19 protein-coding genes are annotated in these 22631 nt (G+C 42.9%); 13 read left to right on the top strand and 6 right to left on the bottom strand.

Annotated elements, in window-relative coordinates:
- Nucleotides 1-152: 152 nt before the first annotated feature.
- The 3 genes from AAEY79_RS05070 to AAEY79_RS05060 all read left to right on the top strand — a co-directional run bounded on the left by AAEY79_RS05070 (nt 153) and on the right by AAEY79_RS05060 (nt 2475).
- The gene (locus AAEY79_RS05070; RefSeq protein WP_025650995.1) at nt 153-728 is read left to right on the top strand and encodes a TerD family protein; all 576 of its coding nucleotides are present in this window, start codon (nt 153-155) and stop codon (nt 726-728) included.
- A gap of 196 nt (nt 729-924) precedes the next feature.
- Nucleotides 925-1677, top strand: coding sequence for a TIGR00266 family protein (locus AAEY79_RS05065; protein ID WP_025650993.1), 753 nt, complete (start codon nt 925-927; stop codon nt 1675-1677).
- Between the two features lie 189 nt (nt 1678-1866).
- Nucleotides 1867-2475, top strand: a complete 609-nt coding sequence (locus AAEY79_RS05060; protein WP_025650992.1) for a TerD family protein — start codon at nt 1867-1869, stop codon at nt 2473-2475.
- 128 nt (nt 2476-2603) lie between these two features.
- Here AAEY79_RS05060 and AAEY79_RS05055 read toward each other — a convergent pair whose 3' ends face one another.
- A complete protein-coding gene (locus tag AAEY79_RS05055) occupies nt 2604-3878 on the bottom strand; it encodes a TerD family protein (RefSeq protein WP_101210981.1) in 1275 nt (424 codons plus the stop codon).
- Nucleotides 3879-4314: 436 nt separating this feature from the next.
- Here AAEY79_RS05055 and AAEY79_RS05050 point away from each other — a divergent pair, with 436 nt between their 5' ends.
- The 7 genes from AAEY79_RS05050 to AAEY79_RS05020 all read left to right on the top strand — a co-directional run bounded on the left by AAEY79_RS05050 (nt 4315) and on the right by AAEY79_RS05020 (nt 12837).
- Nucleotides 4315-5466: an ATP-grasp domain-containing protein gene (locus AAEY79_RS05050; RefSeq protein WP_350588104.1), complete on the top strand. Its 1152-nt coding sequence runs from the start codon at nt 4315-4317 to the stop codon at nt 5464-5466.
- Between the two features lie 63 nt (nt 5467-5529).
- Nucleotides 5530-6762 carry a serine protease gene (locus tag AAEY79_RS05045; protein ID WP_350588105.1) on the top strand — a complete coding sequence of 411 codons (1233 nt, stop codon included), beginning with the start codon at nt 5530-5532 and terminating at the stop codon, nt 6760-6762.
- An 81-nt stretch (nt 6763-6843) separates the two neighbouring features.
- Complete coding sequence (locus tag AAEY79_RS05040; RefSeq protein WP_101210983.1) at nt 6844-8208, top strand: NYN domain-containing protein; 1365 nt, start codon at nt 6844-6846, stop codon at nt 8206-8208.
- A gap of 28 nt (nt 8209-8236) precedes the next feature.
- Nucleotides 8237-9502: a phosphoribosyltransferase domain-containing protein gene (locus tag AAEY79_RS05035; RefSeq protein WP_352287563.1), complete on the top strand. Its 1266-nt coding sequence runs from the start codon at nt 8237-8239 to the stop codon at nt 9500-9502.
- A 53-nt stretch (nt 9503-9555) separates the two neighbouring features.
- Nucleotides 9556-10374 (top strand): HAD hydrolase family protein, encoded by an 819-nt coding sequence (locus tag AAEY79_RS05030; RefSeq protein ID WP_201608669.1) that lies wholly within the window; start codon nt 9556-9558, stop codon nt 10372-10374.
- Nucleotides 10375-10452: 78 nt separating this feature from the next.
- Complete coding sequence (locus AAEY79_RS05025; protein WP_352287513.1) at nt 10453-11652, top strand: cysteine protease StiP domain-containing protein; 1200 nt, start codon at nt 10453-10455, stop codon at nt 11650-11652.
- Nucleotides 11653-11736: 84 nt separating this feature from the next.
- Nucleotides 11737-12837: an HpcH/HpaI aldolase/citrate lyase family protein gene (locus AAEY79_RS05020; RefSeq protein ID WP_227691751.1), complete on the top strand. Its 1101-nt coding sequence runs from the start codon at nt 11737-11739 to the stop codon at nt 12835-12837.
- A 366-nt stretch (nt 12838-13203) separates the two neighbouring features.
- Here AAEY79_RS05020 and AAEY79_RS05015 read toward each other — a convergent pair whose 3' ends face one another.
- Nucleotides 13204-14019, bottom strand: coding sequence for an alpha/beta fold hydrolase (locus AAEY79_RS05015; protein WP_101211511.1), 816 nt, complete (start codon nt 14017-14019; stop codon nt 13204-13206).
- A 352-nt stretch (nt 14020-14371) separates the two neighbouring features.
- On the opposite strand from AAEY79_RS05015, the gene AAEY79_RS05010 reads away from it, so the two are divergent.
- Nucleotides 14372-15169: an enoyl-CoA hydratase-related protein gene (locus tag AAEY79_RS05010; RefSeq protein ID WP_352287509.1), complete on the top strand. Its 798-nt coding sequence runs from the start codon at nt 14372-14374 to the stop codon at nt 15167-15169.
- Nucleotides 15170-15285: 116 nt separating this feature from the next.
- Here AAEY79_RS05010 and AAEY79_RS05005 read toward each other — a convergent pair whose 3' ends face one another.
- The 4 genes from AAEY79_RS05005 to acnB form a co-directional block, all read right to left on the bottom strand.
- The gene (locus AAEY79_RS05005) at nt 15286-15729 is read right to left on the bottom strand and encodes a PACE efflux transporter (protein WP_352287506.1); all 444 of its coding nucleotides are present in this window, start codon (nt 15727-15729) and stop codon (nt 15286-15288) included.
- Between the two features lie 370 nt (nt 15730-16099).
- A complete protein-coding gene (locus AAEY79_RS05000; RefSeq protein ID WP_352287503.1) occupies nt 16100-16831 on the bottom strand; it encodes a hypothetical protein in 732 nt (243 codons plus the stop codon).
- A gap of 218 nt (nt 16832-17049) precedes the next feature.
- The gene (locus tag AAEY79_RS04995; protein WP_227523214.1) at nt 17050-17490 is read right to left on the bottom strand and encodes a DUF805 domain-containing protein; all 441 of its coding nucleotides are present in this window, start codon (nt 17488-17490) and stop codon (nt 17050-17052) included.
- 204 nt (nt 17491-17694) lie between these two features.
- Nucleotides 17695-20298, bottom strand: a complete 2604-nt coding sequence (gene acnB, locus AAEY79_RS04990; protein WP_352287499.1) for a bifunctional aconitate hydratase 2/2-methylisocitrate dehydratase — start codon at nt 20296-20298, stop codon at nt 17695-17697.
- 642 nt (nt 20299-20940) lie between these two features.
- On the opposite strand from acnB, the gene AAEY79_RS04985 reads away from it, so the two are divergent.
- Both AAEY79_RS04985 and lipA read left to right on the top strand, forming a co-directional pair.
- Nucleotides 20941-21336 carry a carboxymuconolactone decarboxylase family protein gene (locus tag AAEY79_RS04985; protein WP_025650979.1) on the top strand — a complete coding sequence of 132 codons (396 nt, stop codon included), beginning with the start codon at nt 20941-20943 and terminating at the stop codon, nt 21334-21336.
- A 201-nt stretch (nt 21337-21537) separates the two neighbouring features.
- Complete coding sequence (lipA, locus tag AAEY79_RS04980) at nt 21538-22581, top strand: lipoyl synthase (RefSeq protein WP_201566617.1); 1044 nt, start codon at nt 21538-21540, stop codon at nt 22579-22581.
- Nucleotides 22582-22631: the final 50 nt, after the last annotated feature.

The following is a 22631-nucleotide window of genomic DNA, read 5'->3' as shown; positions in this document are numbered from 1 at the left end:
TCGCTTAGTATAGTAAAACGTAATGATATGCAGGACGTGGCATACAGGTATATTCATTTAACTTTTATACCAACACTACCACAACTGCATAATTTTTAATTCATTTGTTCGAAAACCCAATCCACTTAATTATTAATCTAAAGGATATCTATATGGCTATTAGCTTAACGAAAGGCGGCAACGTAAACTTATCAAAAGAAGCGCCTGGTTTAACCAATATTACGGTCGGTCTTGGCTGGGATCCACGCGCCACTGACGGTCAAGAGTTTGACTTAGACGCGATTGGCTTTTTGGTCAATGAAGCCGGCAAAGTACGTAACGATCAAGATTTTATCTTTTTTAACAATCTAAAGTCAGACAATGGCGCGGTCGAGCATACTGGCGATAACCGCACTGGTGAAGGTGATGGCGATGATGAAAAAATCAAAATCAACCTTGCTAGCATCCCAGCTGACGTCAGCAAAGTCGCTATTTGCGCCATCATTTATGAAGGTCAAAGCCGTAACCAAAACTTCGGTCAAGTAGGCGAAGCTTATATCCGTGTCGTAAACGACAATGGCGATACTGAAATTGCTCGTTATGACCTATCAGAAGACGGTAGCACTGAAACAGCAATGATCTTTGGCGAATTGTATCGTCATAGCGGCGATTGGAAATTCCGCGCCGTTGGTCAAGGCTTCAGCGGTGGTCTTGGACCATTAGCTGCCTCTTATGGCGTAAACGTCTAATTTAAATCGTTTAGATCGTTAACAGCGGCAGTCAGCTAGCTGATTGCCCGCTATATAAGCTATCAAGTGTGCCTTTTTAAAGCATTTGATGGCTTTAAATTTAATAGCTCCTCTAAAATTGAAAAACAACGTATCAAAAGAATATCTATCGAATTTCAAAGTATATGTCAAAGCATTAGAATAAGGATTTGCACCCATGGCCGCAACATTTAGCTTAATCGGTACCATTGAGCCTTTTTTACATTGCAACCTCAAAAAGGGTGACTCGATCTATTGTGAAGCCAATGCCATGGTCATGATGGAATCTAACCTTGAGCTAAAAGGTAAGCTGCAAGGTGGCCTCATGCAGTCATTGATGCGCCGCTTTGCTAATGACGAATCACTGTTTCAGCAGCAGATTGAGGCGACGGGCGGTGAAGGCGATTGTTTGCTAGCACCGACGCTCGATGGTGATATGCAAATTATCGATTGCGGCGCTCAGCAATATACCTTGAGCGATGGCGCTTTCGTCGCTGCACAAACGGGTGTCGATATCAGAGCCAATATCCAGCGTAACCTCGGTGGCGCGGTGTTTGGTGATACTGGTGGCTTTATGGTTATGCAGACGCAAGGTCAAGGTCAGGTCGTGGTATCTGGCTTTGGCTCGTTGTTTGAGATTGATGTCACCCCAGACAAAGACGTCATCATCGATAATGGTCATGTGGTCTGCTGGGACTCAAATCTTGAGTACAAGCTGTCGGTCTCAACCAGCAAGAAGAAAGGTATCATGAGCAGCATCATTAACTCGGTCACCAGTGGCGAAGGTATGGTGTTGAACTTCTCTGGCACTGGTAAAGTCATTATCTGTTCGCGCAATCGTGACAGCTATCAAGGCTGGCTACAAAGCATCTTGGGCAGTAGCTCCGGAGGTCGTGGTGGCGGTGGTGGCTTTTTAGATAATATTTTATAGCTCGATTTTTAACCAAAATGAACAACTGAAAATATCACTGAACGTTGCAGTATTCCACTCACAATTATTATCATATCATTTACGAAAATTCGAGTAGCAAGTAAAACAAGTGCAAGTACTACGCTTTGTAGACTAAGCAAGTTTGACACCACTAACCGTATTTTTTGAGAGTGATATAAGGATTTTATCATGGCAGTTAGTTTACAAAAGGGACAAAAGATATCCCTAAGCAAAGAAGCCGGTGGCGATCTGACTCAAGTAAAATTGGGTTTAGGTTGGGACGTAGCACAAGGACCGCAAGAGAAAAAAGGGGGCTTCTTAGGCAAGTTGTTTGGAGGTGGCAGCGGCGGCGATTCTATCGATTTAGACGCTTCGTGCATCATGTTTGATGCCAATAAACAAGCAGTCGATGCCATTTGGTTCAACCAGCTTAAATCAAAAGATGGCAGTATCGTCCACACTGGCGATAACCGTACTGGCGACGGTGATGGCGATGACGAAGTTATCAACGTCGATCTTTCAAGAATCCCTGCTGATGTCGTCTCGCTGGTATTTACCGTCAATAGCTTCACTGGTCAAACGTTTGAAACAGTAGAAAACGCTTTTTGCCGTATCGTGAACGCCAATAATAACCAAGAGGTCGCACGCTATAACCTATCAGCGCAAGGCAGTCATACAGCGATGGTGATGGCAAAAGTCTATCGTCATAACAATGAATGGAAAATGCATGCCATTGGCGAAACCGCTTCAGGTCGTACTTTCCATGACTTGATGCCTGCTATTACGCCACATGCTTAAAGGCCTATAAAGTCTAAACAGTTTTTACTTGTAACGCTTTAAAACGTTAACACTTAAAAGCAATCAGCCCGTCTATTATTAATAATAGACGGGCTGATTTTTTGTATTAATGGATGCTATTCAAGCACTTACTTACTACCACGTTTCCAGCTAAAGCCCCAATTAAAGGCTTTATCCATTTCTTGATGGCCTTTAAAGTATTGATTGATACGTTCAACATTGATACTGCCTTGTTGGTTGACCAAACGCGCAATGGCACACATTGGCAAGTTGCCTGTGCCTTCTGTTAAACGCGTCTCAATCGGCGACTGATCGGGCACATGAATGGTCACTACCCCATCCGTTTTTGCCCAATTCGGCGCACCTTCGTAGATGAAAGCAAAGATAAATACTTCCTCAATTTGCGACCACTGCTGACCATTGATATCGAGCCACTCCCCGCCACTCACTTGTCCTGTCCTATCATCAGCACGCAGACAGACGTAAGGTGCTGACTGCAAACTACCAAAGCGATTGCCCAAGGCTTGAATCAAAGTTTTTTCGCCGTTTTTTAGATGAATCATTGCCCCGACGTCAAGGTCAATACCGCCCGCTTTATGCTGTTTGAACAGGTCACCCAACAAACCTTTTTTCGGTGCTTGCTTATCCATATCTGGACGTTGGTTCCAGTTTAGGTTGACCGAGATTTTGCCAAAGTCATCACGCTTCTTAAGATTGATACTGGATTGGTTTTTGGTTAAGGTAATTTTGCTCAAGTTGATCGAAGGGCTGGCTGGAATCGGTGGCGGCGCGCTTGCTTGAGTGGCACTGCCCGCCTTTTGCGTATTGATTGGACGTTGAGTATTGATAGGTTGAGCCTGATTGCTATTTTGAGATGGGGGCTGCGCTGGTGCTTCATCGGCAATCTCTACACCGAAATGTTCGGACAAAGGCTTTAAGCCACCTTCAAAACCTTGGGCAATAAAGCGAAACTTCCAGCTGCCCTGCCGACGATAGCATTCTGCTAAAATAATGGCTTTTTCATTACGCCCAGCACTACTAAGCTGACAAGTCATCAGCACTTGGCTGCCTTGCAATACTTGGATATCTACATCGCCAACTTGCGCCAATGTCTGCGTACTAGAAAATGCCAAGGCAATTTTATCAATATTCGCCGGTTGCGCTGCTAAATTAATGTCGAAAAACCCATCACTGTCGTGACCTCGGAAGCTGACATTGCCGTCATCACTACGCGTCTGCCCATAAAATATCATATCGCCATCACCGCGCACTTTACCATCAGTAGTCAGACGATAAGCGGCACAATCGATGGCGTTTTGACTTAAAATTCGGATGCTGATACTGTCAGTCGGTAGTGGCGCATTGGCACCAGCAATCAGCTTTTGTGGTTCGGTTTGGCTCATCTTATATCCTTTAAATTTATTATATTAGCGTTTTTTATGTTCACTATCGTTATATAGTAGCATGGATAATGCCAGACTTTTAATCAGCACACTAAGGCGTGCTCTCAACTCAATCGATGGTCATCTAAATGGATTAAAAATGGCTAAATCTTGCCAAACAATATCAAATAGTTGACTAATATCTCGATATCATCTGCGCTGTTTTCCTTGTCTGACTACAACTTATCTCATTTTTATCGCCATTTTTTAAATGCAGACACGCCCTAGAGCGTAGCATTTCTATATAATAGACTTTGCTATCAACGACGGCGCAGCGTGGCTTTTTTGGCAACAGATAAGTATTGACCATCTTGATATGAAACGTGCGACAATCACACCCAGTTATCCAATACCTATAACCCTTATCTATAACATTGATAATAATGCTGAGAGAATTATGAGTAACCTTGCTAACGATAGCCTTGCCAATGACAACCTTATAACGCCAGCTGCTTGGTTGGCCGAAGGTCAGTCTAGCCAACGCGATATGTTAGCCAGCTTGCAAGCCCTAAAAGCACAAACGCACTCGCCCTTTAATATCATCGCCTCACACCGCCATGACAGACCCGAGATTTTTGAATTTGCCGACAGCGTATATATTGAGCCGTCTGCAACGGCGCTCGACAGCGATGAGCAAGTCATATTTGAACCCGTCACACCGCGTTGGCAGTTTGTACTGGAGCAAGCCAAGCAACACAATGTAAAAGTATTATTGACTGGTCGTAATGGTATCGATTATGAAGCACAGCGTGAAGCATTTGATGCTGTTGGTATTCGCTTATTAACAGGAGCAACCAGCGTCGCAGCCCTAGAGTGTATCGATGACAAATTTGCCTTTATGCAGCAATGTCATCGCCACGATATTCCAGTGGCAGACGCGTGGCGCTTTGACAATACTGCTGAGCTTGAGGCCCTACTTAGCGAGCATGGTCATCAGCCTTTATGTGTCAAACCGGTCACGGGTATTTTTGCACAAGGCTTTTGGCGGCTTGATTTGGCCAAAGACAATGGCGAGCAGTACGATAGCTTTGAGCATTTATACTTTACCGAAGAGAAAAAAATTAATACAGCGCAATTTGTCAATGCTTACACAAACAGCCAAATGATATGTGAGCGCCCTATTCCTATGCTGCTGATGCCTTATCTATCAGGACAAGAATACTCTATCGATGTGGTCTGTGAATATGGTGAAGTACTGGCAGCCGTTACTCGTCATAAAACGGGAAAAATCCAGCATGTCGGTTACGAGCAGGACGTCATGGAGGTGGTGATACCATTAATCAAAGCCTTTGGCTGCGATGGTATCGTCAGTGTTCAAACTAAAGCAGATGATGATGGTCAGCACCGTGTGCTTGAAATTAACAGTCGCCCTTCTGGTGGCATCGGTTATACGGCGCATAGCGGGATCGATCTCACACAACTGGGGTTTGCCTATTGGCTGGGCTTAACGGACAAGCCACAGTTAGCAAACATTGCTCAAAAAATTAAACCTTGTCAGGTGCGCTCGCTGATGGTAAGTGTAAAAATTGAAGAAGACATCGTTGAATAAGTAAAATATCTTAAGATAATAAAAATATACTGAGCCATTATAAAGTCAATGAGGGGGCGGGTGATGACAGCACAGACCACATTAGTATTAGGCGCAAACACGGTGATCACTCAAGAGCGCTGTATTGTTGCTTTTACGACCTCAAATTCGCTTAGGTTTGGGCAGCAGCTTGGACTATTATGGCTACCTTTAAATGAGCAGCGCAAGGCAGTCTGTAGCCCCGCCTATTTGCATGAGCCTAAAGACTGGGCAAAGCTAGACGATGATGACAGTCCCAGCGAATGGCAGCTGGATTTACTCACGTTATTTGACACGCAAGGGGTGAGCTTCTTACAACTAATCGCTTATACTTATCAGGAGCCGACACTTAATTTGCCCGCTGTCGAATTAAAAAATATAAGCCTAACTTTAAACAATGGTGCTATTCACTATGACTTCATAGCAAGCGAGCGCCATGTCAAAGCCGCTATTGTTTTTGAGATTTACAAGCGTAATGGGCAGTTTAAATGTCGCGCTCTTGGTGAAAGCTCGACCCAAGGACTGACAAGCCTTGAGCAACGAGTGCAAGTCAGTCTTGATATTCGTCCGCCAGATACTCATGCACTCATTCAAGCGGCGCAGCAGCAGCAGCGTGGTTACCCAGATAGCGACTCTCGCCCGCCCCGCCAAGTCCAAGCTGGTGAAACATGGACAGGCACGGCTTTTGCTATTGACCCTTATCATCTATTGACTTGCTATCATGTCATTGAGTCGGCGGCGATGATTGGTGTGCGCCAGCAGGGCCAGCCTGACCGTGAGGCGCAAGTGGTACTTAGTGATATCGGTAGCGATTCTGCCATTATCAGAGTAAACGATCCTTTGGCTTGCCACCTACCATTAGCGCAGCAGTGTTCGGATATCTTGGGCGAGACCATTACCACTTTGGGCTTTCCGCTATCAGGACTCAGTAGCCAGCTACAAGTCACACAAGGCTGTATCTCAGGATTAACAGGCTTAAGTGATGATATTCGTTATATGCAATTTACCGCACCGATTCAGCCCGGCTCTAGTGGCAGTCCTTTATTACTACCGACTGGCGAGGTTATCGGCATGGTGACGTCTAGCCTCGTCCACGAGCATGCACAAAACATGAATTATGCGGTGAAGTTCCAGTTATTATCGGCCCTACTCGCGAGCGCTGGCATTAGTTTGGCTAGCTCGTCTACCACATCTAGCTCTACAACTGCTGCACTGACTACCCCGCAGCTTAGTAAACAAAGTCGCGGAGCGCTTTGGCTGGTCGGCTGTCAGGGTTAAAATATCTAAGCAACGCAAGTTAATATAAAATCAAGTTAATATAAAAATAGCCACTTTAACAAAGTGTGTTAAGGAAAATAGATGACCGCTAAACTCAAAAGTATAGCCGTACTTATTGATGCCGATAACGCCTCAGCAAAAAATATTGGTCATATTCTGCAAGAGATAGAGAATATTGGACATGTCACTTGTAAAAAAATCTATGGCGACTGGGGCAATGCGCATATCCAGAGTTGGCAAGAAGCATTGCTTAAATACGCCATCGACCCTATGCAACATTTCGCTTATGTGAAAGGCAAAAACGCCACTGATATCGGCATGGTTATAGAAGCAATGGACTTGCTATACAGTGATAATTACGATGGGTTTTGTTTGATCTCAAGTGATAGTGATTTTACTTCATTAGCGCTACGTATCCGCAAAAACCATGTAAAAGTATTTGGCTTTGGAAAGCGTAATACGGTTAGCGCGTTTTCACAGGCTTGTGATAAATTCTTTTATGTAGAGGATTTATTAACTGCTAAAAACGACTCCATTACAGTCAGTCCTACACCGAATAAGAATGATACCCCATCTTCAAACATTGCATCAGAACGTTGGACGACTAAGCAATTACATACCCAAAATCATCTTATTGGCGTAATAAATAAACTAATCAATGAAAATCCTAATGCTAAAGATGGTTGGTCAAACCTATCTTATATTGCTAGCCAAATTCATAAAAACCATGAAAATATCAAACTAGATAAATATGGCTATAAAAAATTCTCTGATCTTATTACGACACTACGTCTATACGATGTGCGCCGTGAAAATAAGGTTATGTTAATTAAATTAAAAAGTAAAAAAATTACACAATCTCCTGTGATGACTAACAGTAAATCAGCGTTAGACTTACAAACTAATAATACCATTCATGAAAAACAAATTTCTAAATCAGCATCCAACCTCTTTGCCGCTGCGCCCATTATTGTCAAAATAACAACGGCACCTACTATCAATGCTGTATTGTTTAGAGTAGATGCCACTGCAAAAGTACGGGGCGATGAAGACATGATATTTTACGGACAGACCCATAGTGAAGATGGTGCAGTCGAACTGGATCAACAACTTGAATCTGAGAAGTCCATATCTGAATTTAGTTGTGATCTAAACCTTCAGCCTGCCAATATTGAACAACTTAACTTTGCTTTATCAAGTGAGCTTGAGAACTTAGCGACTGATCCTCCACAAACACCTATTCAGCTGAGCATCCTTGACAAGCAACAGAATGCATTATTATTTTCAGGTGAATTTGACATAAAAGATAAGTCAGGCAAAAGTTTGATTCTATTTACATTAAACCGAGCAGGCAAACAATGGCAATTTATGCCAAGGCATCAAAATATAGATGGCGACCTACGTTATCTTTGTGAAAAATATGGGATAGAAATAAGCGATGACTGATCTTAAAAATAACACAATACTTAATACCATGATATCTAATACTATGTATAAACGCAGCATCACCCTACCACGCGGCACTCTTGATTTAACTTATCAAACCAATTCAGCCACTGCAAAAGATGGAACAAAAACAAGCAATCACTATCAATTAGAAGACTTGCTTGGCTTTGCGCAGCGCATCAATCCTAAACGCGCATTTTTGTTTGTCTCAAAAGTCTTAGGTCGCCATATTCCAGTCGCCCCTAACACCATGCGACATGCTTTTACTGATTTGGCAAGCCTAGTGCCGAGCGATTTGCCCGAGGCACTTTTGGTCATCGGTATGGCAGAGACTGCCGTTGGGTTATCTGCTGGGGTGCATCAAGCGCTACAAACGCGTTATCCCAATGCCTTACTACTGAACTCTACCCGTCACGCACAACATAACGACGATAATTCTGAAACCTTGCTAACAACTTTTAGCGAAGATCACAGTCACGCTAGCCAGCATCTGATTTATCAAAGTGCAGATAAAGCTATCCAAGCACAGCTACTAGCGAGCAAAACATTGATTATGGTTGATGACGAAGCATCAACGGGCAATACTTGCGTCAATGTAGTTACCGCCCTTCGTAACGCAGGGCTTGATCAATTAGAGCAAGTACATCTGACCACTTTGGTTGATTGGTCTCTAAATCAGAACCAAGCTCAAGCTGACGTAGACGACAATATATCTGCACGTTTGCCTAACATTGACTTTCATCGTCATCACCTATTATCTGGTGCGTGGCAATGGGCGGATGTGCCCAACCCTGAGCCGATTACTATGCCGTCGGTCGATACGACTGAGGCTGGCAGTCAACCACTAGGCAATACTGGTAATTGGGGACGCTTCCCAACGCTAGATAGCACAGATGGATTTAATAATTATTTAGCGAAGTTTCAATCCGCATTTACCCGTTTTAGTGGGCAAGCACCGTTTGATAAAGAACAACTGCCTGAGCGGATTTTAGTATTGGGCAGTAATGAGTTTGTATGGTTGCCATTTTTATTGGCGGAATGGCTTGAGGCGAAAACTCAAAACGCTACCGTTAATTTTAGCGCCTTGACACGCTCACCCATTGCCCTTGGTGGCGCGATTACCACTATGCTAAGTTTTAGCGATAACTATGGGCTTGGTATGACCAACTTTGCTTATAATGTTGAGCCTAACGATTGGGACTTAATTGTTTTGTGCGTTGAAACATCAGCGGATAGCGTTGATGACATGTGGAAAGGTTTGGATAATGTATTGGTGGTGAGTCCTACACTTTGAACTATCCTCTAAATCATACTCTGATTTTCAAATCTATTACTACGGACACTTTTATGACCACCCCTTTCTTTAAGACTAGCCCCAACATTATCAAACCTTACGCCTTAATGGATTTAGACGATACCCTATTTCAAACGCAGCGTAAGATCGACGCTTGGGATTTACCTACCGCTGAATCTGAAAGCTTAGTCTGCGCCACGGTAAACAAACAAGCCGAACCATTAAGCTTTATGAGCCAACGGCAAGCATCGTTCTTTAATTGGTTGCTTGCTAGTACCGAATTGATAGTGGTCACTGCACGCGACCGTAGCGAAATCAAACGTGTAAAGCTGCCTTTTGACAGTTGGCAAGTTTTGACTCACGGTGCAATTATTTTGACAGCTAATGGCGAGCTGTTAAGCGCATGGCAACAGCGTATGTATGAACAGTTGAGTCCTTTGCAAGACAAACTTAACCAACTGAGCCAATTATTCGCGAGTCACAGTAGAAACGATAACAGTCAGCTAGTATTTACACCGCATATTGATAGTTTTAATAATGGTTCTGTTAATGAAGAATTGACCATTTATCTGGCTATTAAACACGCGCAAAAAGATCATCAAGCATTGGCAGAATTAGCTGCACAGTTACCTAATCTAATACGTGATTTTGATCAGGATTTCTATGTCCATGTTAACGCTAACAATCTAGCGATACTGCCACATGCGGTTCATAAGCATCATGCGGTACAGTTTTTATTAGACCATCATTTAGACAGTCAGCGCCCAAGTTTTGGCTTTGGTGACAGCCTGGCAGATTTGCCGTTTCTGCAACTGCTAGACTGGTATGGCATGCCCAATCATGGTCAACTGCACGACAATCTTAGTTCTTAGTAATTCTCAGCTCTTAACAACTCTTAAATATCAATAATTATAATAACGACAGCAGCTTATACGAGTAAAAAACCTCCTATGACCACTCCCAATATTCAAAAACTCGATAAATACGGCTCAGGCAGTTACCTTGCCAGCGATGTAACAGTGCTACTCGATATCGTTGATAAAGACGCGGTTGCAGACGTGCCAGTCAGCCAAAAAGAAGCACTGATTCAAAGCGGTCAACGGCATTATTCAGACATGCTGACCTTAGAGACCGCACCAACGGCGATGCACGAGCAATTATACGCGCAGGCATTAGAGCAAGGTACAAATAGAACCGCGACTGATATCGCTAATTTAGCGCATACGTTACACCATACTTTCGAGCAAACGGTTAGTGCTGAGCGCCCATTAGTATTGGTCAGCTTAGTACGAGCAGGTTTACCAGTTGGCGTATTGTTGCAGCGTGCCTTATCAGATAAGAAAGGGTCAGATAATGAAAGGTCAGATACCGATAGCGACTATAACTTGCCAAGTGTGCATTACGGTATTAGTATCATTCGTGACCGCGGTCTTGATCCAGTCGCTTTACAGATGATATTGGACGCTTACCCAGACAGCCCCATCGTATTCGTTGATGGCTGGACAGGTAAAGGTGCCATCTATCAAGAGCTTGCTCATAGCTTAGAAGTCTTTAGTGACCCTAGCCATCCCAATTTTGCCAATATTTTTCATCAAGGAAAAGACGTAATCCCGCTACTTACACTTGCTGATCCAGCGGGCGTAGCATGGCTAGCTGCTAGTGAAGAAGACTGGTTGATCCCATCAGGTTTATTAAATAGCACGGTGTCGGGACTGATTTCACGTAGTCTTTATACTGAGCCGCAATCAGGTCTACATCGCAGTGTTTTTTATGATAATTTAGTAGAGGCAGATCATAGCTTGACGTTTATCGATCACATCGATACTGCACGACGTGCATTAACGATACCTTTGCAACGTTTGCCAACTTTTAAACAACCACGCTATCAGACTGCTGATTTAATTAATGAATTGGCAAAAACCTATCAAATCACCAATCGTAACCGCATTAAGCCGACGATTGCAGAGGCGACACGCGCCATATTACGCCGCGATCCCGAGCGCATTCTACTGGCCACTGCTGATCATCCCGATACCGTATTATTGCGCCATTTATGTACCGAACGAAATATCAATATCAAGGTATTAGGTGCTAAAATACTACCCTATCAAGCCATCACGCTGATCAAGCAGCGTAGCAAAGACAGCTAAGCTATTATTGCTGATCAATTCATACGTTCTGTCTTTTATAACCCTTTACGACCATTCAATTTATCACTATTTACGATGCCGATTATGCCAGATATGCCAAATAACGAATCAAACATTTATAGCCATACCCAGTCTTATGCGCATCTCATCACTGAGCGTCATGCGATGGTTAGGCCCAATACCCATCATCCGTATCAGCTGGGTGCAAGCCTTTATATGCCTGCTACTCGCCAAGATATCTGGCAAGTCATCAAGCGCGATAAATTACCAACGATTAATAGCATTATCATCTGCTTAGAAGATGCCGTTAGCCACAATGATGTCGAGCTGGCGCTGACACGGCTGCAAACCCTGCTTCATACTTGGGCGATACACGTCGATAGTATCAATGATCCGTCAAGAGAATCTGGCTTTCAATCGAATCAGCAATCGAATCAGCAATCAGAGCAAAAAAACCAGCATCCTACGCGGCCCTTGGTCTTTATACGTTCGCGCAATCCGATGATGCTGCAACAACTGGCAGACTATGCTCATATCGATCTCATCGACGGCTTCGTCATGCCCAAAGTCGATATGTATAGCTTATCCAATTGGCGCATGGCCTGCCAGAATCTCAGCATCGATCATTTATTAATGCCGACGCTTGAGACCGCAGCATTATTTAACCCACATCACAATCAAGAACTGGCCATTGGTTTTAAAGAAGCTTTTAGCCAGCCAGTCTTTGCTCTGCGCATCGGCGGCAATGATCTGTTTGCCGCGCTGCGTCTGCGCCGTCCGAAGAACAGTATCGTCTATGATACCCCTATCGGCACGCTTGCTTATCAGCTGCTCGGCTGCTTTGTGCCGCACGGCTTTTATCTCACCGCACCGGTCTTTGAGTATTTAGATCAGCCAACGCTGTTTATGCAAGAGCTGACTCGCGACGTCAGTTTGGGCTTAGTCGGCAAAACGGTTATTCATCCTAGCCAAATCGCTTTAGTTCAGCAAGCCTACTGCGTGCCAATGAGCACATTAGATGAGGCGCAAGCCATATTACATAGCGAAGCCAAAGCGGTATTTAAATATAATAATACGATGCTAGAGCCTGCCACACATCGCGCATGGGCGACCGAAATCGTCAATCGTGCCGATGCCTTTGGCACTATCGATGACGGCAATAGTGACTATACATCACGATTGTAATCACCTCTTATACCAAAACCAAAGACGCCGTTATCATAGCAATGATAACGGCGTCTTTTTAGTATAGTCGATTCAATTTAAAAGTAGTACAAGGCAACCGAGTGTAGATGTATAGGTGATACTTCAAGCGAGGTCAACGCAGTAATATTTTTATAGTGGAATGACTATATAGGGGCATGCCCTAATTAGGGCGTGTCCTCATTTTAAAAATGGTGATAAAAATGAGATAAATTGCAGTCAAACAAGGAAAATAACGCAGATAATATAGGGATATTAACCAGCTATTTAACGATGTTTGGCAAAATTTAGCCATTTTTAGCCCGTTTAGATATGATCAATTGAATTGAGGACACGCCCTAGTCATACTTATGATACACAGCTCGTCAAAAATTGACTCAGCACTTTATTGACCTGTTCAGGCTCTTCTACCGTCGAAGTATGTCCAGAGCCTTTGATTATTGCAAGCTTAGAGCCATCGATGGCGAAGTGCATACGCTCAGCTTTGGCATAAGGAGTAGCGACATCCTCATCGCCCACGATGATTAGAGTAGGCGTCGTGATGCGATCGATTTGATCATAAATAGCGTCGCGTTCGATGACTCCCATCGTGGCTTTGACGACCCCACCTTTGCGATTACCATTGAGCATTGCCAACCATTCTTTTTGATCCGCTTTACGCGATTTATCTTCTAAAAAAGTACTACCAAACATAATAGGCATGACTTTTTTACTCACCCTTTTCATCCCCAACCAGCGAATAGCCGTCATGAGCTTTTTGTAGCCGGGAATATTGTCAGGGTCTTCCGCATCAGCCGAAGTGTCTATTAGGGTCAAGGATTTTAGCAGCTCTGGTCTTCTAATAGCGATGCGTTGTCCAACGAAGCCGCCCATCGATAGTCCGACATAATGGCAGCTGTCTATATCGAGCGCTGCTAGGAGAGCAATAGCATCATCTGCCAAGGTGTCCATGTCGTAGCCGTCTTTAGTAATTTGCGACTGGCCTTGTCCGCGAAAGTCAAAAGCGATGCAGCGATAGCGGTCCTGAAAGTGCTCGACTTGTTTGTCATAGATTCTCGTATTCCAAAGTAGCCCATGAGCAAAGACCATGACAGGTTTCTGCGTATCGTTTGGTGCGCTATCTTCGTAATTGATATTAGCATTATTGACTTCAATAGTTGGCATAACAACTTCCTTGTATAATCGATTAAAAAATCAAGCATATGACTGCTTTTTCTTTTTAGCCCTGCCTTTCTAACGCTTTACTTCTTCTACTGATCTTTTAGCATAATTCACCAGCCACTCAGTTGACAGTCTTATTTCTGAATGAGCCGTTTTTATCGGTGCATCCTAAGGAATTAACACAGCGAGACAGATTAAACCACACTGGCGATTTGTCCTAAGCGCCCACAAAACTTGCTTTTATAATCATAGCAAGCTGCTATAGTAATCAATAGTGAATGATTTGTTACAAAACCTGCTCAGCCTTTATTTTGAATCGCCTATTACCTAACTAATTTAACTAAGGAAAGCCAAGATGTCACCGTCTCTCGTCGAGTACCAAAGCGAAAACCACATTGCCACCATTACTATGAACGATCCAAAAACGCTGAATGCCTTTAGCACGCCATTAAAAAACGCCATTATGGATGCGCTTGATAAAGCAGATAGCGATGCAGACGTACGTGCGATTGTCTTGCAAGGCAGCGGTCAAAATTTCTCTAGTGGCGGTCATATCGGTGAAATGCTAGAGAACGGTATGGAGTCTGAGGCATTGGTCGCAAAGCTTGATTTTATGCTACGTGAAGTCGCGGAAGTAAGCTTAAAGCTACGTAATATCCATAAGCCAATTATTGCTAAATTGGAAGGTGCAGTCGCTGGTGCAGGCATGAATCTAGCACTGACTTGTGATTTCCGTATCGCCGCTGACAATGCAAAGTTTGTGCAAGCCTTTGTTAATATTGGTCTGATTCCCGATGCTGGTGGTATTTATTTACTCAATCAATTGATTGGTGCTGCCAAAACCACTGAGCTCGTTATGCTTGGTGATAAGCTCAAAGCGGACGATGTCGCACGTCTAAATCTAGTAAATAACGTCGTTAGTGCGGACGAGCTAGATGCCACTGTACAGGCATTAGCGACGCGCCTAAGCAACTTACCGGGTAAAGCGCTTGCTTCAATGAAGCATATGATTAATGTCCATGCCTTTTCTGGTCTTAATGAAGCGCTTGATATGGAAGTTGAACAACAAAACATGATGGCCGTTACCGAGGACTTTAAAGAAGGTATTACCGCTTTTATGGAAAAGCGTAAGCCCGTTTATCAGGGTAAATAAAAGCCTTATAATATTCTGTTATGCACTATCATCAAAAAGGCTGCCATTAGGCAGCTTTTTTTGGGTAAAATCACATAGATAACCGTCAATATCGTTGTTATTAATAGCATTAATCATTAAGGAGCAGAGGCTGTTTTATAGTGATGCGGTAAGGTAAATATCTTGTCAAAACCCAAGGTAAAAACGAAGGTATAAACCAAGAAGAATAACAGCAGCGCGGCTTCCAGCATAAAGGCTTTGATTAGACCAACATCGTACCAAATCATATAAATTGGTAAGCAAATCAGCACCAAGCCGCCTTCAAAAACAAATGCATGCACACTGCGTATCAATAACGTGCGCTTTGTCACCTGCTTGCGCCGTTCCCACGCTTCAAAAGCTGTATTGTAGAGAAAGTTCCAAATCACCGCTGCCAATGACACCATCACTGCCGCTGGTAACGACTCTGAGGCATCACTACCACTGAGCATCATCAATATATAGGTGGATGAGATAATCGCGATGATTTCAAAGACAGTCACATATACAAGGCGACGTTTGAGAGGGGATAAAGTAATCAACCAAGACTCCAAAGCACCTGAATGATAAGTGCATAATTAAAGTCTCGGTCCGTCCCGAGATAGAAAAAGTAAAAAAGTGCAGAGCCACGGTTTCCGCCTGCCTTTATATTATACATGAGATAATGGAAGAAACCAGTTGACGCTTGTAGCAAAAAGATCCCGGTAACTTAAAAACAAAAAAATCATAGTTACGTTGCTACTCATATAAACTTAGTATTAAACCTTTAAATATCAACTATTTGTTTTATTAGCTTGGATAATACTTTGAAGTAGATAATAAACCCTGGTGTACTAATTGTTCTTTAAACTGCTTATTTTATAAAAACAATTTATCCTTGTTGTCTCGATATACAGTTCCACACGTAAAGCACTATAAAGATTTATCTCGATAAAATCGTTGTCTTATTACAGTCATCACTGCTATGCACATTGATAACAATGATAACAATGATAAAGTTATGAAAATCATAAAAGAAACGTAGCCAATATCACTTACAACGTTGTTATTTGCCTCCCTACCATATATGGTGCTGAACAGTCCCAACATACCTATTAAAAAATACATAACAAACAGAAAATTAACTATAGTAAACTTTGGCTCTTTATAAATACTTATGGTTTTTATGCCTTTTATTCTAGCTGTTATAAATAAACTCCCCTCATAATTATTAACCAATATGTTTAGTTTAAAACTGTCATTAGCGTTAATTAATAAAGGTTGAATTTCGACGCTATCCTCCATCTTGACAATAGCGGCATTCAATTCGTTTGGATTTTGTTCTAATACTTCACATGTAAGTATATTTGTATCACTACCTAATCTTACGTTAATAGGCATAGCGAAATCATCTATAGAAATAGGTTGATTCCCATCATTAACAAACCTGATGGAAATTAAGTGAACATTTACAACTTTTTTCTCGTCGTATAATATCGTAATCCTATCTTTAATCTTGTTTTCAACACCTACTAATTGTGTGTTTGAAATAATTTCATAGGAAAGTTTTTTTCGACTTTTTTGTAGGAAATAGATAATAAGTGGTACAGTAATAGTCGCTATTACTGCCAAAGTTCCTAATAATAATTCTACTGAAAAACTCATACCTTCTTCCTAAAATAATTCAATTTCACAATTATACATATTGCTGAGTTAATTAGATGCGGAAAAATGCTGAACACGACAGAAATTGTCGTTAGAAATTACTTTTTATTTTAAGCATAAAGCTTCTAATTTTAAATACTTATAGCATTAAATTAGCTCAATTGAGCCCTTATACCAATGCTTTAGATAGGCTATAAAATCAAGCAATATTTGCAAATTTATTTTGCTGGTAGACCCCATTTATTGGTTTCAGGCTTAGTATCATTAGCACAAAATACAAGAAACACAATGCCGCCTATCAGTGGTATTAAGGATATTAAAAACCACCATCCTGAGCGACCCGTATCATGTAACCTGCGAATACCAACAGCAATACTGGGTAAAGCAAGACCAAGCGCTACAACTATATAAACAGGCCCTGTTTCTGCGTCAAAAATGATTGCATCTATTATCATCGCAAAAATTGCTAAAATCATATATACCAAAGAAAAATACCAAAACTCTTTACGGCGTGCCCGACCAGAGAAATTGACATAGTTTCTTATGCACTTTTTGAACCAATCAATGATGCCATAGTTTTCTTCGGCACTATGATTGTTCACCGCAGCATCTGGCAGAGGTGGCGGCGTTACTTTATCGAGCATATTTTTATTTTCCATAGGATTTGTCTTCATGTATCTGTAAGAGTTAAGTCGCCAACCAAAAGTTTGACCAGTTCACTAAAGTATAAACTCCAAAAAAAAGTTTGCAAACTATTCAAGGTATTTTATTTTCATAAAAAACCCCGCATCATTTTGATACGGGGTTCTATTTAAATAAGAACGATAGAACTTAAAAACGTTCTACTTAAGCGTCAACCAAAATTAAGTCAACTGAGCAACATTAATTTTATCCGCTTCTTCAGTGTACTCTTCCATACGATCGAAGTTCATGTACTGATACACTTCCTCACCCATGCTGTTTAGCATGCCAGCATACTGCTGATATTCGTCGTTGGTTGGCAATTTACCAAGTACCGCTGCGACAGCTGCAAGCTCTGCAGAAGCAAGGTATACGTTTGCGCCTTGACCTAGACGGTTCGGGAAGTTACGGGTTGACGTTGATACCGCAGTAGAGTTCGGTGCGATACGTGCTTGGTTACCCATACATAGTGAACAACCTGGCATCTCAGTACGAGCGCCGGCTTGAGCATAAATGTTGTAATAGCCTTCTTCCATTAATTGACGCGCATCCATCTTCGTTGGTGGCGCAATCCATAGACGAGTTTTCAGACTACCTGCTGGTACGTCTTGTAGCAGTTTACCCGCAGCACGGAAATGACCGATGTTGGTCATACATGAACCAATGAATACTTCATCAATGGTATCACCAGCGACGTCAGCCAATGTTTTTGCATCGTCTGGATCGTTCGGGCAGCAAAGGATCGGCTCTTTAATCGTGCTCATATCGATGGTCATATCGATAGCGTATTCTGCATCTTCGTCAGCACGCATTAGGCTTGGATTCGCTAGCCACTCTTGCATTTGCTCGATACGACGGCTGATAGTACGCGCATCGCCATAGCCTTCTGAAATCATCCACTTAAGTAGCGTGATGTTTGAGTTCAGGTACTCAGTCACTGACTCTTCAGATAGAGTAATGGTACAACCAGCAGCGCTACGCTCAGCTGAGGCATCAGATAGCTCAAACGCTTGCTCAGCGGTCAAGTCTTCTAGACCTTCGATTTCAAGAATACGACCATTGAATTCGTTGATTTTGCCTTTCTTATCAACGGTCAATAGACCTTCTTTGATCGCTTGATAAGGAATCGCATGGACTAGGTCACGTAGCGTGATACCAGGCTGACGTTCGCCAACGAAGCGGACACGGACAGACTCAGGCATATCAAGTGGCATAACACCAGTCGCCGCTGCGAATGCAACTAGGCCAGAACCAGCTGGGAACGAGATACCCATTGGAAAACGAGTATGCGAGTCACCACCAGTACCAACGGTATCTGGAAGTAGCATACGGTTGAGCCATGAGTGAATGATGCCATCGCCCGGACGTAAGCTGACACCGCCGCGGTTCATGATGAAGTCAGGTAGTGTATGCTGAGTCTCAACATCAACTGGCTTTGGATAAGCAGCAGTGTGACAGAATGACTGCATCACAAGATCTGCTTGGAAGCCCAAACATGCCAAGTCTTTTAGCTCATCACGGGTCATCGGACCCGTAGTGTCCTGACTACCAACTGTAGTCATCTTCGGCTCACAGTACATACCCGGACGTACGCCTTGCAGACCACAAGCTTTACCAACCATTTTTTGTGCAAGGGTAAAGCCTTTACCAGTATCGGCTGGCTCTTCTGGCTTAGCAAATACGTCTGAATGACCAAGACCCATGTACTCACGAGCACGATTAGTCAAACCACGACCAACGATTAATGGAATACGGCCACCAGCACGGACTTCATCAAGCAATGTTGGTGAATTTAGCTTGAACGTTGACAATACTTCATCAGAGTCATGCTTAGTGATTTTGCCTTCGTACGGATAGATGTCAAAAACATCACCCATGTTTAGGTTATCAACCGCTACTTTTTCGATTGGTAATGCGCCAGAATCTTCCATAGTATTGAAGAAGATAGGAGCGATGTTGTTACCTAATACTAAACCGCCACCACGTTTGTTTGGCACGTTAGGAATGTCTTCACCCATGAGCCACAGTACTGAGTTGGTCGCAGACTTACGGCTAGAACCCGTACCAACCACGTCACCAACATAAGCGAGTGGATGGCCTTTTTCTTTTAGCGCTTCGATCTGCTTCATTGGACCGACAACGCCCTCTTCGTCAGCAGTGATGCCGTCGCGAGAGTTTTTGTGCATGGCTAATGAATGCAATGGGATATCAGGACGGCTCCACGCATCTTGCGCAGGTGACAAGTCATCAGTGTTGGTTTCGCCAGTCACTTTAAACGTCGTGTAAGTGGTCTTTTCTGGTACGGCAGCACGGTTCAAGAACCATTCAGCGTCAGCCCAAGACTGCACGACTTCTTTTGCAATGTCATTACCAGCTTCAGCTTTTTCAGTGACGTCATTGAATGCGTCAAATACCAGTAGCGTTTTTTTCAACGCTTCAGCAGCGTCTTGTGCAACATCGGCGTCATCTAGTGCAGCAACCAATGGCTGCACGTTGTAGCCACCTTGCATAGTGCCTAGGATTTCGACGGCTTTTTGCTTGCTGATAAGTGGTGATGATGCTTCACCCTTAAGGATAGCAGCTAAAAATGCAGCTTTAACGTAAGCAGCTTGGTCAACGCCAGCAGGAATACGGTTTTCTAGCAGGTTCATTAAGAATGCGTCTTCGCCTGCTGGTGGGGTTTTTAATATTTCAACCAACTCTGCTACTTGTTTTTCGTTCAGTGGTAGCGGAACCGTTCCTAGCTCAGCACGTTCTTCGACATGTTTACGATAAGCTTCTAACACAATAGTCGTCCTCGTCAGTTGGGGGTATTAGCACATTACGTGGGTAGTCAGCATGACAGCCTGCGTCTATATACTAGATGGAATAATTATCCGTGCAATCATAGCTTAAAACGCTCTAAATGTTAATGGCTCAGCCTTTAAAAGGCTCAATATAGGGCCATATTGGACATTTATTATAAAAATAGTACCATCAATAATATGATTGGGCAGCCTTTCGCAACCAATATGCTGCTTGTCACTCTCGTCAAGCATAGCTCGATTCATAATCAAATTAATACATCGAGACTACTAAACATTTTTCAGGATATTATTTGATAAAATATTATCTTGCTACGATAGCTTAGAGAAAATATCAATTAAAAAAATAGCGCTTGAAAAAACAGCTTTTATTAACCATATACTAAGGCATGCCCTCATTTTAAGAATGGTGATAAAAATAAGATACATTGTAGTCAAACAAGAAAAATAGCGCAGATAATATCGAGATATTAATCAGCTGTTTGACGCTGTTTGGCAAAATTTAGCTATTTTTAGCCCATTTAGATGACTATCAATTGAATTGAGGACATGCCTTAAATAAATATTAGGGATGACGACATGGACGATAGCAATATAGAAAACCACGACATAGAAAACAATGATATGAAGAATAACGCTAATTATCAAAACGGCCTTAAGGTTCGTACTGAAGTAATGGGCGAGGCACATGTTAAACGCTCGCTTGATGCGGCGACTGGATTTACCCAACCGTTACAAGACTGGATTATTGAACATGCTTGGGGTAGCACTTGGCAAGATGATTCAGTATTACCGCGTAAATATCGCTCCTTAATCACCATCGCCTTTTTAATTGCACAAAAAAGCCCGACTGAGCTAAAAGGGCACATTCGAGGTGCGATTAATAATGGCGCAACTGTCGCTGAGATTCGAGAAGTATTGATGCACAGTTTACCTTACTGCGGTGCACCTGCCACCCAAGAGGCGTTTCGTGCCGCCATAGATATCCTGAATGAGTTGGATATTGATATTGATATTTAAAACTATGGTTGCAAGCGCAATCGTAGTAGTCTTAAAACAGTAGTCTTAAAACAGTACTTTGAACCAGTAACCTTAAAAGGTCGGTTAAACAATATTGATTAAAAATCGACCTCTAAATTTCTGCTATAATAGTTCAACTAATAACATATGCTAATAATTCCATAAACCCTTATACGATAAAGGGTTAAGAGATAATTTATTATGACAACTGCCGTACAAACACATGTGCCTGCTGCTAAGGTCAAACCTAGAAAAGCCATCCAAGGCGAAAAGCTACGTGGCTATGATAAAGTTGCGCGTATCCCAATTAAAGTGATTCCGACCGTCGAGGCGAAGAAAAAGCCAGATTGGATTCGGGTCAAGATGTCCTCGCCTACTGAAGTGGCACGTATCAAAGCCACCTTGCGTGAGCAAAAGCTCTATACCGTCTGTGAAGAAGCCGCTTGCCCTAACCTGCCGCAGTGCTTCGCTGATGGTACGGCGACCTTTATGATTATGGGTGATATCTGTACCCGTCGCTGCCCGTTCTGTGACGTCGGCCATGGTCGTCCGAATGAGCTAGATGCAGATGAGCCGCGCCACACTGCCGAGACCATTTTAGGCTTGCAGCTTAAATATGCAGTAATCACCTCTGTGGATCGTGACGATTTAAAAGATGGCGGCGCGGCGCATTTCGTTGAAGTACTCAATGAGTCAAGAGCGCTTAGCCCGAATTGCCTCATTGAAATATTGGTGCCAGATTTCCGTGGGCGTATGGAAGTGGCTTTAGACCTACTGACAGAAACCCCACCAGATGTCTTTAACCACAACATTGAAACGGTTCCGCGTCTGTACAAAGCCTTCCGCCCAGGCTCTGACTATCAACATTCATTAGATTTGCTCAAGCTCTATAAAGAGCGTCGCCCTGATATCGCGACCAAGTGCGGTTTTATGGTTGGCCTTGGTGAGACGGAAGAAGAAATCTATGCACTGCTTGATGATCTAAAAGCACATAACGTCGATATGATTACGGTTGGCCAGTATCTACAACCTAGTAAAAACCACGCGCCAGTTGATCGTTATGTCCATCCAGACGAGTTCCAGCGTTATATGGACTACGGCAAAAAGATTGGTTTCTTTAACATTTGGGCAGGCCCGATGGTACGCTCAAGCTACTTTGCCGATCGTCAATACTATGGTGAAGATTGCCCAGCGCCTATCCGTAGCAAAAAAGCCTTAGAAGCCGAAGGCAAACTTGGTTGTTAAATGTCAGGCTTTAATGAGCTAAAGCTTAAACATTAAGCTAAGCATGTAAA

The sequence above is a fragment of the Psychrobacter sp. GW64-MNA-CIBAN-0177 genome (genome assembly GCF_040309585.1).
Taxonomy (GTDB): Bacteria; Pseudomonadota; Gammaproteobacteria; order Pseudomonadales; family Moraxellaceae; genus Psychrobacter; species Psychrobacter okhotskensis.
The sequence above is the reverse complement of the archived record's forward strand: the minus strand, read 5'-3'. Positions and strand labels throughout refer to the sequence as shown.

What these genes read in the sequence shown, in the direction of transcription:
- AAEY79_RS05070 (WP_025650995.1), top strand. Translation starts at nt 153, where the DNA reads ATGGCTATTAGCTTAACGAAAGGCGGCAACGTAAACTTATCAAAAGAA.
- AAEY79_RS05065 (WP_025650993.1), top strand. Translation starts at nt 925, where the DNA reads ATGGCCGCAACATTTAGCTTAATCGGTACCATTGAGCCTTTTTTACAT.
- AAEY79_RS05060 (WP_025650992.1), top strand. Translation starts at nt 1,867, where the DNA reads ATGGCAGTTAGTTTACAAAAGGGACAAAAGATATCCCTAAGCAAAGAA.
- AAEY79_RS05055 (WP_101210981.1), bottom strand. Translation starts at nt 3,878, where the DNA reads ATGAGCCAAACCGAACCACAAAAGCTGATTGCTGGTGCCAATGCGCCA.
- AAEY79_RS05050 (WP_350588104.1), top strand. Translation starts at nt 4,315, where the DNA reads ATGAGTAACCTTGCTAACGATAGCCTTGCCAATGACAACCTTATAACG.
- AAEY79_RS05045 (WP_350588105.1), top strand. Translation starts at nt 5,530, where the DNA reads ATGACAGCACAGACCACATTAGTATTAGGCGCAAACACGGTGATCACT.
- AAEY79_RS05040 (WP_101210983.1), top strand. Translation starts at nt 6,844, where the DNA reads ATGACCGCTAAACTCAAAAGTATAGCCGTACTTATTGATGCCGATAAC.
- AAEY79_RS05035 (WP_352287563.1), top strand. Translation starts at nt 8,237, where the DNA reads ATGATATCTAATACTATGTATAAACGCAGCATCACCCTACCACGCGGC.
- AAEY79_RS05030 (WP_201608669.1), top strand. Translation starts at nt 9,556, where the DNA reads ATGACCACCCCTTTCTTTAAGACTAGCCCCAACATTATCAAACCTTAC.
- AAEY79_RS05025 (WP_352287513.1), top strand. Translation starts at nt 10,453, where the DNA reads ATGACCACTCCCAATATTCAAAAACTCGATAAATACGGCTCAGGCAGT.
- AAEY79_RS05020 (WP_227691751.1), top strand. Translation starts at nt 11,737, where the DNA reads ATGCCAGATATGCCAAATAACGAATCAAACATTTATAGCCATACCCAG.
- AAEY79_RS05015 (WP_101211511.1), bottom strand. Translation starts at nt 14,019, where the DNA reads ATGCCAACTATTGAAGTCAATAATGCTAATATCAATTACGAAGATAGC.
- AAEY79_RS05010 (WP_352287509.1), top strand. Translation starts at nt 14,372, where the DNA reads ATGTCACCGTCTCTCGTCGAGTACCAAAGCGAAAACCACATTGCCACC.
- AAEY79_RS05000 (WP_352287503.1), bottom strand. Translation starts at nt 16,831, where the DNA reads ATGAGTTTTTCAGTAGAATTATTATTAGGAACTTTGGCAGTAATAGCG.
- AAEY79_RS04995 (WP_227523214.1), bottom strand. Translation starts at nt 17,490, where the DNA reads ATGGAAAATAAAAATATGCTCGATAAAGTAACGCCGCCACCTCTGCCA.
- AAEY79_RS04985 (WP_025650979.1), top strand. Translation starts at nt 20,941, where the DNA reads ATGAAGAATAACGCTAATTATCAAAACGGCCTTAAGGTTCGTACTGAA.
- lipA (WP_201566617.1), top strand. Translation starts at nt 21,538, where the DNA reads ATGACAACTGCCGTACAAACACATGTGCCTGCTGCTAAGGTCAAACCT.